The sequence below is a fragment of the Klebsiella sp. JB_Kp031 genome (genome assembly GCF_040064295.1).
Lineage (GTDB): Bacteria > Pseudomonadota > Gammaproteobacteria > Enterobacterales > Enterobacteriaceae > Klebsiella > Klebsiella quasipneumoniae.
Window position 1 is genome coordinate 47378 of record NZ_JBEAJW010000037.1, and the last position, 14433, is coordinate 61810.

General features: G+C 56.2%; 10 protein-coding genes, 3 tRNA genes and 1 pseudogene. 10 read left to right on the forward strand and 4 right to left on the reverse strand.

What is annotated here, in order from left to right:
* Positions 1 to 51 precede the first annotated feature (51 nt).
* Positions 52 to 1347 carry an MFS transporter gene (locus ABLV64_RS17200; RefSeq protein WP_004885943.1) on the forward strand — a complete coding sequence of 432 codons (1296 nt, stop codon included), beginning with the start codon at positions 52 to 54 and terminating at the stop codon, positions 1345 to 1347.
* A 51-nt stretch (positions 1348 to 1398) separates the two neighbouring features.
* On the opposite strand, the gene chiQ is transcribed toward ABLV64_RS17200, so the two are convergent.
* Entirely contained in the window at positions 1399 to 1731 is a 333-nt protein-coding gene (gene chiQ / locus ABLV64_RS17205; protein WP_023288851.1) for a ChiQ/YbfN family lipoprotein, read from the reverse strand.
* Positions 1732 to 1778: 47 nt separating this feature from the next.
* Positions 1779 to 3182 (reverse strand): chitoporin, encoded by a 1404-nt coding sequence (gene chiP, locus ABLV64_RS17210; RefSeq protein ID WP_004885937.1) that lies wholly within the window; start codon positions 3180 to 3182, stop codon positions 1779 to 1781.
* A gap of 73 nt (positions 3183 to 3255) precedes the next feature.
* Here chiP and ABLV64_RS17215 point away from each other — a divergent pair.
* Positions 3256 to 3564, forward strand: a pseudogene (locus ABLV64_RS17215) (methionine synthase).
* Positions 3565 to 3618: 54 nt separating this feature from the next.
* On the opposite strand, the gene glnS reads toward ABLV64_RS17215, so the two are convergent.
* Together glnS and nagE are read right to left on the reverse strand one after the other, a co-directional pair.
* The gene (gene glnS / locus ABLV64_RS17220) at positions 3619 to 5286 is read right to left on the reverse strand and encodes a glutamine--tRNA ligase (protein ID WP_004885933.1); all 1668 of its coding nucleotides are present in this window, start codon (positions 5284 to 5286) and stop codon (positions 3619 to 3621) included.
* Positions 5287 to 5464: 178 nt separating this feature from the next.
* A complete protein-coding gene (gene nagE, locus ABLV64_RS17225; protein WP_065696720.1) occupies positions 5465 to 7414 on the reverse strand; it encodes a PTS N-acetyl glucosamine transporter subunit IIABC in 1950 nt (649 codons plus the stop codon).
* A gap of 315 nt (positions 7415 to 7729) precedes the next feature.
* Between nagE and nagB the strand changes: the two genes are divergently transcribed.
* The 8 genes from nagB to ABLV64_RS17265 all read left to right on the forward strand — a co-directional run bounded on the left by nagB (position 7730) and on the right by ABLV64_RS17265 (position 14342).
* On the forward strand, positions 7730 to 8530 hold the full coding sequence (nagB, locus tag ABLV64_RS17230; protein WP_002894749.1) for a glucosamine-6-phosphate deaminase: 801 nt from the start codon (positions 7730 to 7732) through the stop codon (positions 8528 to 8530).
* A 113-nt stretch (positions 8531 to 8643) separates the two neighbouring features.
* Positions 8644 to 9792, forward strand: coding sequence for an N-acetylglucosamine-6-phosphate deacetylase (gene nagA, locus ABLV64_RS17235; protein ID WP_004885928.1), 1149 nt, complete (start codon positions 8644 to 8646; stop codon positions 9790 to 9792).
* Positions 9793 to 9800: 8 nt separating this feature from the next.
* Positions 9801 to 11021 carry an N-acetylglucosamine repressor gene (locus tag ABLV64_RS17240; protein ID WP_004885919.1) on the forward strand — a complete coding sequence of 407 codons (1221 nt, stop codon included), beginning with the start codon at positions 9801 to 9803 and terminating at the stop codon, positions 11019 to 11021.
* Positions 11022 to 11140: 119 nt separating this feature from the next.
* Positions 11141 to 11893, forward strand: a complete 753-nt coding sequence (locus ABLV64_RS17245) for an HAD-IIA family hydrolase (protein ID WP_004885918.1) — start codon at positions 11141 to 11143, stop codon at positions 11891 to 11893.
* Positions 11894 to 12171: 278 nt separating this feature from the next.
* Positions 12172 to 13836 carry an asparagine synthase B gene (gene asnB, locus ABLV64_RS17250; RefSeq protein ID WP_102006650.1) on the forward strand — a complete coding sequence of 555 codons (1665 nt, stop codon included), beginning with the start codon at positions 12172 to 12174 and terminating at the stop codon, positions 13834 to 13836.
* A 237-nt stretch (positions 13837 to 14073) separates the two neighbouring features.
* A tRNA-Met gene (locus ABLV64_RS17255) sits at positions 14074 to 14150 on the forward strand.
* A 9-nt stretch (positions 14151 to 14159) separates the two neighbouring features.
* Positions 14160 to 14244 (forward strand) — tRNA-Leu (locus ABLV64_RS17260).
* 23 nt (positions 14245 to 14267) lie between these two features.
* Positions 14268 to 14342, forward strand: a tRNA-Gln gene (locus ABLV64_RS17265).
* Positions 14343 to 14433 lie beyond the last annotated feature (91 nt).

Below are 14433 nucleotides of genomic sequence, written 5' to 3' on the forward strand. Positions count from 1 at the left end.
CCCCTTCTGCACCCGATAACAACAAGATAAAGACAATGGAGAGCACCCCCTATGACCCAACAACCCACCCGCGCCGGCACCGTCGGCGCTATCCTCCGCGTGACCAGCGGTAATTTTCTCGAACAGTTCGACTTCTTCCTGTTTGGCTTTTACGCCACCTATATCGCCCGCACCTTCTTTCCGGCGGAGAGCGAGTTCGCGGCGCTGATGCTCACCTTTGCGGTATTTGGCTCGGGCTTCCTGATGCGTCCCATCGGCGCGGTGGTGCTCGGCGCCTATATCGACAGAATCGGTCGCCGCAAAGGGCTGATGGTCACCCTGGCGATCATGGGCTGCGGGACGCTACTCATCGCCCTGGTCCCTGGCTATCAGACTATCGGTGTGCTGGCGCCGATCCTCGTGTTAGTGGGCCGTCTGCTGCAGGGGTTCTCGGCGGGCGTCGAGCTTGGCGGAGTGTCGGTCTATCTCTCTGAAATCGCCACGCCGGGCAATAAAGGCTTCTATACCAGCTGGCAGTCCGCCAGCCAGCAGGTGGCTATCATCATGGCGGCGCTGATCGGCTATGCGCTGAACGCCACGCTGGAACATGAGGAGATCGCCGCCTGGGGCTGGCGCATCCCCTTCTTTATTGGCTGCCTGATCATTCCGCTGATTTTCGTGCTGCGCCGCTCACTGCAGGAAACCGAGGAATTCCTGCAGCGTAAACATCGCCCGGATACCAAAGAGATCCTGACCACCATCGCGAGGAACTGGCGCATTATTACCGCGGGGACCCTGCTGGTGGCGATGACCACCACCACGTTTTACTTTATTACCGTCTATACACCAACCTACGGCAGAGCGGTGCTGCACCTCAGCGCCCGCGACAGCCTGCTGGTAACCATGCTGGTGGGCATCTCCAACTTTATCTGGTTGCCGATTGGCGGAGCCATCTCTGACCGGATCGGTCGTCGCCCGGTGCTGATGGGAATTACCGTGCTGGCGCTGCTCACCACCTGGCCGGTGATGCACTGGCTCACCGCCGCGCCGGATTTCACCCGCATGACGCTGGTCCTGCTGTGGTTCTCGTTCTTCTTTGGCATGTATAACGGCGCGATGGTGGCGGCGCTCACCGAAGTGATGCCGGTTTATGTCCGCACCGTGGGCTTTTCGTTGGCCTTCAGCCTCGCCACCGCTATCTTCGGCGGCCTGACGCCGGCTATCTCCACTGCCCTGGTCGAGCTTACCGGCGATAAAAGCGCGCCGGGATGGTGGCTGATGTGCGCTGCACTGTGCGGCTTCATCGCCACCGCGCTGCTGTTTGTGCGCCTGAGTCGCGGCTATCAGCCGGCGGAGAGTCAGCGCTAATAAAGCAAACGGGCGGAGATATGCTCCGCCCGTTTGCCGCTGCCGTCTGGCTTAATGGGTCGTATTATTGCTGCGGATCTCCTTCCAGATCTGGTCGCAGCGCGCTTTCACCGCCTGATCGTTGCCGGTGCGGGTAGCCTGGATACACTGCTGATAATCCAGCACCCGGACGCTCTCCTGGTTAGCAAACTGCTGGTGCTGTTTATCCTCTTTCAGAACATTCAGTACGCTCTGGCAGGCTTCAATCTTGTCCGGATTGCCTTCCGCCGTATTAATACAAGCGCTATAGGCATCTTTCAGTTTGGTGTCTTCTTTCGGAGCCGGGGACGTGGTGCAGGCCACCAGAGCCGATGCCATCATGGCAATAAGCAGCATTTTTTTCATTGTCGTTCTCCCAGAGGTGCGGCAGGCTCATGCCCGCCGCGCAGGCATTAGAAAATGGTGAACGGGGCGATAACCATGAACTTCACGTCGCGCTCATCCTGGAAGATGTTGCCGTAGCCGCCGCTCCAGCTCGGAATATCGGAATGGTTGTCGTACTGGGTAAAGTGCAGTTTAAACAGCGTGCCCTTCGCCCGGCCTTCCTGCACGGTATACATGGCATCGAGGCTATAGGCCGACTCTTTCAGGCGATAGTCAGGGTCATAGTACGCATCCGGAGAAGCCATTCTGCCAGGCTTCGCATCCCAGGCGTACACATAAGACGCGCCAAACGCCCAGCCCGGCATATCCCAGTTTTTCATGTCATACATCGCGCCGAAGAAGACTGCTTTTTCGCCGTTGGCGTTGAAGTCGGAGCGGTTATCCCACCAGATATCGAGACGACCGTTGGAGGAGGCGTAGGTCGGGGTCATACGCTGCAGGAAGTAGCCCTGCTGGCCATCGGCCTTCACCCAGGTCCCTTCCAGACGCAGATCCAGCACATCCGCTACTTTATAGCCAAAGGTTAACGCCTGCAGCCATGCGGTGCCGTCATAGATGTCGTTGACCCCGCCGTTGCTGACCTTATCGCGAGTGCCGTAGAACTGGTAGCTGGTGCTCAACGGCGCGCCGGCGACGTCAAATTTGTAGCTGGCTTTAGCAAAGTACTGATCGATATAGCCCTGAGCCTGACCAAATGCCGCCTCCAGCACCAGGTCGTTTTTGAAATCATATTTGGCGCCGACGGAGTGAAGATAATCAACTTTGGTCTTCTTATCGTTCTGGTAGAAATCATCCATTTCGATATGCCATGGCGCTTTATACTCGTTCGTCCACATGTAGGAAAAACTTAACGCGCCCGCGGTGCCATAGTCGAAGTTGGCCCCGGCTTCCGCCCCCTGATAGGTCCCCGGCATGAAGCTCCAGTGCGGCGCCAGCAGGGTCTGACCGGTTGGCTGGATGTAGCCCGCGCGCGCCCACGCCGGACCGTATTTGAATTTCGCGGCGGCTTTATACAGGCTGATGCCGCTCTTATCGCCGGAGTAGTCTTCGTCATAGGCTTTGTTGCGCGACGAGAAGGCGATTTCGTTCGGGTGGCCGCTGTCGCCGTTCTCCGCCATTTCAATCGCGGTAAACGCCGCAATATCAAGGCCAAACATATCGGCGGCATAGCCGGACTGGAAGTCCAGGTTGGCGTTCCAGGTGGAGTGGGAAAGGTTGGTTTTGTATTTATCGCCGTCGGTCACATCTTTACGGTCACGCTCACGCTGCCAGTAATAGATACCGCCGGTTAAAGTAGAATCATCGATAAAGCCTGCTGCGCTGGCCTGCGGAATCACAACCCAGCCCGACATCGCGGTGACGGCGGCAATAGCCAGCGCCAGCGTACTACGTTTGCCACTAAACGTACGCATGTGCATATCCTCTTTGACGTTTTAAAAGGCGAAGACCAGAGGTCATTCGCTAAAAAATAAATAAAACTGCAAAATGTGGGGCGGCGAAAAAGGCCGCGAAACCACTGTAGATAGACTATTTTTCGTGACGCGAATTATCAATGTTTTTCGTGAGGCAAAGCTTAAGATTATGACAAAGCGCACATAATTTATGTCGTTTTGTTACAGTCTTATCTCTGATGATTTTGTCATGGAAGTCATTGCTAAATCAGGGAAAAATGCGAAGACTGAAAGCGATTACATTGGTTTTTTATATGAGACAGGAAACATCAGAAGCGTTATTTATTTCCGGAGCGAAACAGAATTAATTCGCTTCGCGAAAATAAAAAGAGTAATTGGCTGATTCTGAAACAAAAAAAGCGCCGCAGAGTGCGGCGCTTTGACGGTAGGGAAAATGTTATTCGCCCGCTTTCGCCCAGGTATCGCGCAGACCGACGGTGCGGTTAAACACCAGACTGGTTGCGGTTGCATAGCGGCTGTCGAGGCAGAAGTAACCTTCACGCTCAAACTGGTAAGCTTTACCGGCTTCCGCCTGCGCCAGGCTCGGCTCCGCGTAACCCTGTTTGATCACCAGCGATTCCGGATTGATCACCGCGAGGAAATCCTCCGCTGCGCCCGGGTTTGGTACGCTGAACAGGCGATCGTAGAGACGGATCTCTACCGGCAGCGCATGCGCCGCGCTCACCCAGTGGATCACGCCTTTGACCTTGCGGCCGTCAGCCGGATCTTTGCTCAGGGTGTCGGCATCGTAGGTGCAGAAGATAGTAGTGATATTGCCTTCGGCATCTTTCTCCACGCGTTCCGCTTTGATGACGTAGGCGTTGCGCAGACGCACTTCTTTGCCCAGCACCAGACGCTTGTACTGCTTGTTGGCTTCTTCACGGAAGTCCGCGCGGTCGATCCAGATTTCCGCGCTGAACGGCACTTCGCGGCTGCCCATCTCCGGCTTGTTCGGATGGTTCGGCATCGCCACCATTTCGCTTTCGCCCTGCGGGTAGTTCTCGATAACCAGTTTCACCGGATCGATCACCGCCATCGCGCGCGGCGCGTTTTCGTTGAGATCTTCGCGAATGCAGGACTCCAGCGACGCCATCTCAATGGTGTTGTCCTGCTTGGTCACGCCGATACGCTTGCAGAATTCGCGGATGGATTCGGCGGTGTAGCCGCGACGACGCAGACCGGAGATGGTCGGCATCCGCGGATCGTCCCAGCCCTCCACGTGCTTCTCAGTCACCAGCTGGTTCAGCTTACGCTTGGACATCACGGTGTATTCGAGATTCAGGCGCGAGAATTCGTACTGGCGCGGGTGAACCGGGATGCTGATGTTGTCCAGCACCCAGTCGTACAGACGACGGTTGTCCTGGAACTCCAGGGTACACAGCGAGTGGGTAATGCCTTCCAGCGCATCGCTGATGCAGTGGGTGAAGTCGTACATCGGGTAGATGCACCACTTGTTGCCGGTCTGATGATGCTCAGCGAACTTAATGCGGTACAGCACCGGATCGCGCATCACGATGAACGGCGACGCCATATCGATCTTCGCGCGCAGGCAGGCCTTGCCCTCTTCGAAGCCGCCGCTGCGCATTTTTTCGAACAGCGCCAGGTTTTCTTCCACGCTGCGGTCGCGATACGGGCTGTTTTTACCCGGCGCTTTCAGGGTGCCGCGGTATTCGCGGATCTCATCAGGAGAGAGTTCATCAACGTAGGCCAGGCCTTTGTTAATCAGCTCAACCGCATACTGATGCAGCTGATCAAAGTAATCAGACGAGTAGCAAACGTCCCCGGACCAGTGGAAACCTAACCACTGCACGTCGTTTTTAATCGACTCCACGTATTCGATATCTTCTTTCACCGGGTTGGTGTCATCGAAACGCAGGTTGCATTGGCCCTGATAATCCTGGGCGATGCCGAAGTTCAGGCAGATGGATTTCGCATGGCCAATGTGCAGATAACCGTTCGGCTCCGGCGGGAAGCGGGTGTGAACGGTGGTGTGCTTACCGGTAGCCAGATCTTCATCAATGATCTGACGGATAAAGTTAGTCGGGCGGGCTTCTGCCTCACTCATCACGGGTTCCTCAAAGCGTAAACAACGTATAACGGCACATGATCTTACAAGCAGGGCGTAGTGACAACTATTAGTTACGTAAAATAGGTATCAGAAGAGGATTATGGGGCCGATTGCTGGAAAAAAAAGCGGCGAAGGTTTCCCTTCGCCGCTGAGGCATAAACTCGACTCAGGAGCCTTACTTGCCTTTAATCTCATACAGCGGCGTCTGGCCGGCTACGACCTTACCGCTCGCCAGTATCACCAGCGCGCTGTAGTCATCGCTATTGCTGCAGACTACCGGGCTAATCATCGAGCGCGCGTTGGCGTTGAGGAAGTCCAGATCCATTTCCAGAATCGGCTCGCCCGCCTTCACGTCCGTGCCCTCTTCAACCAGACGTTTGAAGCCCTTGCCTTCCAGCGCCACGGTGTCGATACCCATGTGGACGACGATTTCCGCACCGTTGTTGGTTTCGAGGCAGAACGCGTGGTTAGTGTTGAAAATTTTCACCACGGTACCGGCGGCCGGGGCCACCACGATGTTGCTGGTCGGTTTCACCGCGATACCGTCGCCGACGGCTTTGCTGGCGAAGGCTTCGTCCGGCACCTGCTCGAGGGCCACCACGTCACCGGTAATCGGCGAAACCAGCGACTCAACGGTCTTCGCGTTCGCTACCGCCTGCGGTTTAGCCGCTGGCGCTGCGGAGGCGACGTTGCCAGCCGGTGCGGTTGCCGCTACCGGGCCGCGGGTAACCACTTTTTTCATCTCATCGCCGATGGACTCTGCCTTCGCGCCGACGATAACCTGGATGGTTTGCTTATTCAGCTTCACCACCCCGGATGCGCCGAGACGTTTACAGGCGGCGTCGTTCACTTTCGCCGAATCGCCCACGGTCAGACGCAGACGGGTGATACAGGCGTCAATCGCTTTCAGGTTGTCCGTTCCGCCCACCGCGGCGATATAGCTGGTCGCCAGCTGGGTCAGGCCTTCTTCAGTGTTGCTGTTGGCTTCTTCCGTTACCACGTCAGCGGCTTTGTCTTCACGACCCGGTGTTTTCAGGTTGAACATGCGGATCACCGCGCTGAACAGCAGGAAGTAGACGAAGAAGAAGACCACGCCCATCACCAGCAGCATCCAGACGTTTTTGCTGGCGGCCGGCAGGCTGTACATCAGCACGTAGTCAATGGCGCCGGCGGAGAAGGAGAAGCCCGCATGAATGCCCAGCGCCGTTGCGATGAACAGACTGATACCGGTCAGTACCGCGTGCAGGAGGTACAGCAGCGGAGCCAGGAACATGAACAGGAATTCCAGCGGCTCGGTTACCCCGGTCAGGAACGCGGTGATGGCAACAGACAGCAGCATACCGCCCACCATTGGACGACGCGCTTTCGGAGCGGCCAGATACATCGCCAGCGCCGCGCCCGGCAGACCAAACATCATGATTGGGAAGAAGCCGGACATGAACATCCCCGCGGTGCCGTCGCCGGCGTAGAAGCGGTTGATGTCGCCGTGGAACACGGCGCCTGCGGCGTTAGTAAACTCACCAATCTGGAACCAGGCGATGGTGTTCAGCACCTGATGCAGGCCGGTCGGGATCAGCAGACGGTTGATAAAACCGAAGATACCGGAACCCAGTGCCCCTGCGGAAACGATCCACTCGCCGCCCGCATGGATAGCGTGCTGCACCGGCGGCCAGACGTAGCCGAAGATCGCCGCGAGAATCAGACAGAAGAAGCCGGTGGCGATCGGCACGAAGCGTTTGCCGCCAAAGAAGCTCAGGAAGTCCGGCAGCTTGATGCCGGCCCAGCGGTTGTACACCGCCCCAGCTACCAGACCGGTAATGATACCGGCCAGTACGCCCATGTTAATTTCCGGATTGATGGTGACCATCGCTTTGGTCATCACGAAATAACCTACTGCCCCAGCCAGCGCCGCAGAACCGGCGTTATCCTTGGACCAGCTTGACGCCACACCGATAGCAAAGATCAGCGCCAGGTTGTCGAAGATAGCCCCACCCGCTTGCGCGATGAAGGGTACATTCAACAGGTCTGGTTGCCCGAAACGCAGCAGCAATGCTGCGACCGGCAGCACTGCGATAGGGAGCTGTAACGCCCTACCCAGCCGCTGAAAGAAACCTAAAATATTCATCTTATTCCCCCTATGAGACCCCGATGAGGCTCATTTTCAAAGCCACTTTTTTATTGTGTAACAAGGTCGGTTTTATCACTTACCGGCAAAGTGTGTGAAAAATTAATTCGTATCGCAAATTAAACGGGTATTTTTTGTGATAATTATCACCAAATATCGTATTTCCCCCTCCCTTATACTGGCTAACATCGAAAACTTATTTTATCATTCAAAAAATCAACACGGATTGACCCCGGTCGGCGCAGTTGCTGCAATACTCTCCTCAGAGTGCTGGCGCCAATCCGCCAGAATCTACTTTAACTATAGAGGTGAAGAATGAGACTGATCCCCCTGGTAACCGCTGAGCAGGTCGGTAAATGGGCTGCCCGCCATATCGTTAACCGCATTAATGCATTTAAACCAACCGCGGACCGTCCGTTCGTCCTGGGACTGCCGACCGGCGGCACCCCACTCACCGCCTACAAGGCGCTGGTTGAAATGCATAAAGCAGGCCAGGTTAGCTTCAAACACGTCGTCACCTTCAACATGGATGAATACGTTGGCCTGCCGAAAGAGCATCCGGAAAGCTATCATAGCTTCATGCACCGTAATTTCTTTGACCACGTTGATATTCCGGCAGAAAATATCAACTTGCTGAATGGTAACGCGCCGGACATCGATGCGGAATGCCGTCGCTATGAAGAAAAAATTCGTTCCTACGGTAAAATCCACTTGTTCATGGGCGGCGTGGGCAACGATGGTCACATCGCGTTTAACGAACCGGCCTCCTCTCTGGCGTCTCGTACCCGTATTAAGACCCTGACCCATGAAACCCGCGTGGCGAACTCCCGCTTCTTCGACGGCGACGTGGATCTGGTGCCGAAATATGCGCTAACCGTCGGCGTGGGCACCCTGCTGGACGCAGAAGAGGTAATGATTCTGGTGCTGGGCCATCAGAAAGCGCTGGCGCTGCAGGCGGCGGTAGAAGGTAACGTCAACCACATGTGGACCATTACCTGTCTGCAGCTGCATCCGAAGGCGGTGATCGTCTGTGACGAACCGTCTACCATGGAGCTGAAAGTGAAGACACTGAAATATTTCAACGAATTAGAAGCTGAAAATATTAAAGGTCTGTAATGTAGTCGTGTCCCGCGATTTGCGCGGGACCATCTTTTTCTTTGTATGCATCATCATGCCGGCGGCAAACGAACGTACCCGGGCCTGATGAGGCGTATATACCGGGGGTCGTAATGTATGCATTAACCCAGGGCCGGGTTTATACCGGTCATGAAATTCTTGATGACCATGCGGTTGTTATCGCTAATGGCCTTATCGAACGTCTTTGTCCGCTGGCAGATTTGCCGTCTGACATCGAGCAGCGCTCAGTCAACGGCGCCATCCTCGCCCCCGGTTTTATCGACGTCCAGCTCAACGGCTGCGGCGGCGTACAGTTTAACGACAGCCCTGACGCGGTCACTGTCGACACGCTGGAGATCATGCAGAAGGCCAACGAACGCTCAGGCTGCACCAGCTTCCTGCCGACGCTGATTACCTCCAGCGACGATCTGATGAAGCAAGGCGTGCGCGTGATGCGCGAATACCTGCAAAAGCACCCGAACCAGGCGCTGGGTCTGCATCTTGAAGGACCGTGGCTGAATATCGTCAAGAAAGGCACCCACAACCCGGACTATGTGCGTAAACCGGACGCGGCGCTGGTCGATTTCCTGTGCGACAACGCCGATGTGATCACCAAAGTGACCCTCGCCCCTGAGCGCGTTGAGCCGGAAGTGATCCGCAAACTGGTCGCCGCCGGGATCGTCGTCTCCGCGGGCCACTCCAACGCCACGCTGAAAGAGGCGAAAGTGGGCTTCCGCGCAGGCATTACCTTCGCCACCCACCTGTATAATGCAATGCCGTACATTACTGGCCGCGAACCGGGTCTGGCCGGGGCGATTTTTGACGAGCCGGATGTCTACTGCGGTATTATTGTCGACGGGATGCACGTCGATTACGCCAACGTGCGCAACGCCAAGCGCCTGAAAGGCGACAAACTGTGCCTGGTCACCGACGCCACCGCGCCGGCGGGGGCGAATATTGACCAGTTCATTTTTGCCGGGAAAACAATATACTACCGCAACGGGCTGTGCGTAGATGAAAACGGCACCCTCAGCGGATCTTCCCTGACCATGATTGAAGGGGTACGTAATCTGGTTGAGCATTGCGGTGTGGCGCTGGACGAAGTATTGCGCATGGCGACGCTCTATCCCGCGCGCGCCATTGGTGTGGACAAGCAGCTCGGCAGTATTGCGCCGGGTATGGTCGCTAACCTGACCGCCTTTACACGCGATTATAAAATCACCAAGACCATCGTTAATGGTAACGAGGTCGTCACTGAGTAAGTAAAAGTATGACAGCAGGCGGACAAGCTCAAATTGGTAACGTTGACCTCGTAAAACAACTGAACAGCGCGGCCGTGTACCGCCTGATTGACCAGCATGGGCCTATCTCGCGCATTCAGATCGCGGAACAAAGCCAGCTTGCCCCTGCCAGCGTGACCAAAATCACGCGTCAGCTTATTGAGCGCGGCCTGATCAAAGAAGTCGATCAGCAGGCCTCCACCGGGGGGCGCCGCGCCATCTCCATCATTGCGGAGACGCGCAACTTCAACGCCATTGGCGTGCGCCTTGGCCGCTATGACGCCACTCTCACCCTCTATGATTTAAGCAGCAAGACCCTGGAAGAGGAGCATTTCCCGCTGCCCGAGCGCACCCAGGAAACGCTGGAACACGCCCTGCTGAATATCATCGCCACTTTTATTGAAAACTGTCAGCGCAAAATTCGCGAGCTGATCGCCATCTCGGTGATCCTGCCGGGGCTGGTGGATCCGGAAAGCGGGGTGATCCGCTATATGCCGCACATTGCGGTGGAAAACTGGGGCCTGGTCGGGGCGCTGGAAAAACGCTTCAACGTTACCTGCTTTGTCGGACACGATATCCGCAGCCTGGCGCTGGCCGAGCACTATTTTGGCGCAAGCCAGGATTGCGAAGACTCCATTCTGGTGCGCGTGCACCGCGGCACCGGGGCAGGGATCATCTCCAACGGACGCATTTTTATCGGCCGTAACGGCAACGTCGGCGAAATCGGCCATATTCAGGTCGACCCGCTGGGCGAGCGCTGCCACTGCGGCAACTTTGGCTGTCTGGAGACCGTCGCAGCTAATGCCGCCATCGAACATCGCGTTCGCCACCTGCTGGAGCAGGGCTATCAGAGCCGTCTGACCCTCGATGACTGCACCATCAAAACCATCTGCAAAGCGGCCAACAAAGGCGATGCCCTGGCCTGCGAAGTGGTCGAGTACGTAGGGCGTCACCTCGGAAAAACGATCGCCATCGCCATCAACCTGTTCAATCCACAAAAAATCGTCATCGCCGGCGAAATTGTGGAAGCCGAGAAAGTGCTGCTCCCGGCCATTGAGGGCTGCATTAACGCCCAGGCGCTGAAGGCGTTTCGTAAGAACCTGCCTGTGGTGCGCTCCACCCTCGATCATCGCTCAGCGATTGGCGCCTTCGCGCTGGTCAAACGCGCCATGCTCAATGGCACGCTGCTGCAGCGCTTGCTTGAGAGCTAACCGCCCCCCTTTATTGATAAGCGCGTCGCTCTGTCGTTGGCGGGCATCGCCCGTCAGAGGTGTGAAACCTCATCAATGACGCGTATAGTTTCGTCTTTGATAATGATTCTGGACCCACCATGACCATTCAAAACATAATTTGTGATATTGACGGTGTGCTGATGCACGATAACGTCGCCGTTCCCGGCGCTGCCGAGTTTATCAAGCGCATCCTCGAGAAAGGCATGCCGCTGGTGATGCTGACCAACTACCCGTCGCAAACCGGCCAGGATCTGGCGAACCGTTTCGCCACCGCCGGGATTGAGGTTCCGGATAGCGCCTTCTACACCTCGGCGATGGCGACGGCCGATTTTCTGCGCCGCCAGGAAGGTAAGAAAGCCTATGTGGTGGGTGAAGGGGCGCTGATCCACGAGCTGTACAAAGCCGGCTTTACCATTACCGACGTCAACCCGGATTTTGTCATCGTCGGGGAAACCCGCTCCTTTAACTGGGAGATGATGCATAAGGCGGCCTTCTTTGTCGCCAATGGCGCCCGCTTCATTGCCACTAACCCGGATACTCACGGTCGCGGCTTCTACCCGGCCTGCGGCGCCCTGTGCGCCGGGATCGAGAAGATCTCCGGCCGTAAGCCGTTTTACGTCGGTAAACCCAGCCCGTGGATCATCCGCTCAGCGCTGAACAAAATGCAGGCCCACTCCGAACAGACGGTGATTGTCGGCGACAATCTGCGTACCGACATTCTTGCTGGCTTCCAGGCGGGGCTGGAGACCATTCTGGTGCTCTCCGGAGTCTCAACCCTCGACGACATCGACAGCATGCCGTTCCGCCCGTCGTGGATCTACCCCTCCGTCGCGGAAATCGATATTTTCTAATGTCAGCCACGTCTCAGGACGTGGTTGTTCATTTTTGACGCCTGCCAAAAGTACCATATCTAATAAAAACGGCTTAAAATTGCGTATTCTTCAATGAAGCCGTTCAAAAGATACTCTTTTTTTACTATTCAACAATCGCAGTTGCGTTTTTTCTTTTTCCGGCCGTAAAACCCTTGCGCCTGCTCCCCCTTTACGGCATTTTCTTAAGCACGCACTCAGGCTTCGCCACGAGACGAAGCCAGCACAACATCAAACACGACAGGGTAATGGAGAAGGCTATGTGTTCTATTTTTGGCGTACTGGATATTAAAACTGACGCAGGCGAGCTGCGTAAAAAGGCGCTGGAGCTTTCCCGCCTGATGCGCCATCGCGGTCCGGACTGGTCTGGCGTGTATGCCAGCGACAAAGCGATTCTGGCGCACGAGCGCCTGTCGATTGTCGATGTCAACGCCGGCGCTCAGCCGCTGTACAACGCCGAAAAAAACCATGCGCTGGCCGTTAACGGCGAAATCTACAACCATCAGGCGCTGCGCGCGGAATATGGCGACCGCTATCAGTTCCAGACCGGCTCCGACTGCGAAGTGATCCTCGCGCTGTATCAGGAAAAAGGCCCGGCGTTCCTCGACGACCTGCAGGGGATGTTCGCCTTCGCCCTGTACGACAGCGAAAAAGACGCGTACTTAATCGGCCGCGACCATATCGGCATTATCCCGCTGTATATGGGCCATGACGAACACGGCAACTTCTATGTCGCCTCTGAAATGAAAGCCCTGGTGCCGGTGTGCCGCACCATTAAAGAGTTCCCGGCGGGGAGCTACCTGTGGAGCAAAGACGGTGAAATTCGCCAGTACTATCAGCGCGACTGGTTCGATTACGACGCGGTAAAAGACAACGTTACCGATAAGAACGAGCTGCGCCAGGCACTGGAAGAGTCGGTGAAAAGCCATCTGATGTCCGACGTCCCCTACGGCGTGCTGCTCTCCGGCGGCCTTGATTCTTCGGTCATCTCCGCCATCACCAAGAAATTTGCCGCCCGTCGCGTTGAAGATCAGGAGCGTAGCGAAGCCTGGTGGCCGCAGCTGCACTCCTTCGCGGTCGGTCTGGAAGGCTCTCCTGACCTGAAAGCGGCGCAGGAAGTGGCTAACCACCTCGGCACCGTGCACCATGAAATTCACTTTACCGTCCAGGAAGGGCTGGATGCGATCCGCGACGTTATCTATCACATCGAAACCTACGATGTGACCACTATTCGCGCTTCGACGCCGATGTACCTGATGTCGCGGAAAATTAAAGCCATGGGCATCAAAATGGTGCTTTCCGGCGAAGGCTCGGACGAAGTGTTCGGCGGCTACCTCTACTTCCATAAGGCGCCGAACGCCAAAGAACTGCACGAAGAGACGGTACGTAAGCTGCAGGCGCTGCATATGTTTGACTGCGCCCGCGCCAACAAAGCGATGTCCGCCTGGGGCGTGGAAGCCCGCGTACCGTTCCTTGACAAGAAGTTCCTCGACGTGGCGATGCGCATCAACCCGCAGGATAAGATGTGCGGCAACGGCAAAATGGAAAAACACGTGCTGCGCGAATGCTTTGAATCCTATCTGCCGGCCAGCGTTGCCTGGCGCCAGAAAGAGCAGTTCTCTGACGGCGTCGGCTACAGCTGGATCGATACGCTGAAAGAAGTGGCCGCGAAACAGATCAGCGACCAGCAGCTGGAAACCGCAAGCTTCCGCTTCCCGTACAACACGCCGACCTCCAAAGAAGGCTATCTGTACCGCGAGATCTTCGAAGAGCTGTTCCCGCTGCCAAGCGCGGCGGAGTGTGTTCCTGGCGGTCCGTCGGTGGCCTGCTCTTCTGCTAAAGCCATTGAGTGGGATGAAGCATTCAAAACCATGAACGATCCGTCAGGCCGCGCGGTAGGCGTCCACCAGTCGGCCTATAAATAAGCCCTGACAGGCGTTGAAACGCGAAACGGACCCTCCGGGGTCCGTTTTCTTTTTGCGGGAATTATGCCGCTGAAAAACGATAAATAACCAATAATTGCCGATTATTGCAGCGAGCTGTTCGCAACCTAACCAAACAGTCACATTACAACGATTTTCCTTGAAAAAGAGGTTGACGCTCGCAGGCCCAATACGCATAATGCGCCCCGCAACGCCGATAAGGTTACGCGAAAAAAAGATGGCTACGTAGCTCAGCTGGTTAGAGCACATCACTCATAATGATGGGGTCACAGGTTCGAATCCCGTCGTAGCCACCATCTTTTTTTGCGGGAGTGGCGAAATTGGTAGACGCACCAGATTTAGGTTCTGGCGCCGCAAGGTGTGCGAGTTCAAGTCTCGCCTCCCGCACCATTCACCAGTCAGCGTTGTACGGATGGGGTATCGCCAAGCGGTAAGGCACCGGTTTTTGATACCGGCATTCCCTGGTTCGAATCCAGGTACCCCAGCCATATTTCTTCGATATTTGCGGGTCACCGCGACGGTATTGGGGTATCGCCAAGCGGTAAGGCACCGGTTTTTGATACCGGCATTCCCTGGTTC

What these genes read in the sequence shown, in the direction of transcription:
- ABLV64_RS17200 (WP_004885943.1), top strand. Translation starts at nt 52, where the DNA reads ATGACCCAACAACCCACCCGCGCCGGCACCGTCGGCGCTATCCTCCGC.
- chiQ (WP_023288851.1), bottom strand. Translation starts at nt 1,731, where the DNA reads ATGAAAAAAATGCTGCTTATTGCCATGATGGCATCGGCTCTGGTGGCC.
- chiP (WP_004885937.1), bottom strand. Translation starts at nt 3,182, where the DNA reads ATGCGTACGTTTAGTGGCAAACGTAGTACGCTGGCGCTGGCTATTGCC.
- glnS (WP_004885933.1), bottom strand. Translation starts at nt 5,286, where the DNA reads ATGAGTGAGGCAGAAGCCCGCCCGACTAACTTTATCCGTCAGATCATT.
- nagE (WP_065696720.1), bottom strand. Translation starts at nt 7,414, where the DNA reads ATGAATATTTTAGGTTTCTTTCAGCGGCTGGGTAGGGCGTTACAGCTC.
- nagB (WP_002894749.1), top strand. Translation starts at nt 7,730, where the DNA reads ATGAGACTGATCCCCCTGGTAACCGCTGAGCAGGTCGGTAAATGGGCT.
- nagA (WP_004885928.1), top strand. Translation starts at nt 8,644, where the DNA reads ATGTATGCATTAACCCAGGGCCGGGTTTATACCGGTCATGAAATTCTT.
- ABLV64_RS17240 (WP_004885919.1), top strand. Translation starts at nt 9,801, where the DNA reads ATGACAGCAGGCGGACAAGCTCAAATTGGTAACGTTGACCTCGTAAAA.
- ABLV64_RS17245 (WP_004885918.1), top strand. Translation starts at nt 11,141, where the DNA reads ATGACCATTCAAAACATAATTTGTGATATTGACGGTGTGCTGATGCAC.
- asnB (WP_102006650.1), top strand. Translation starts at nt 12,172, where the DNA reads ATGTGTTCTATTTTTGGCGTACTGGATATTAAAACTGACGCAGGCGAG.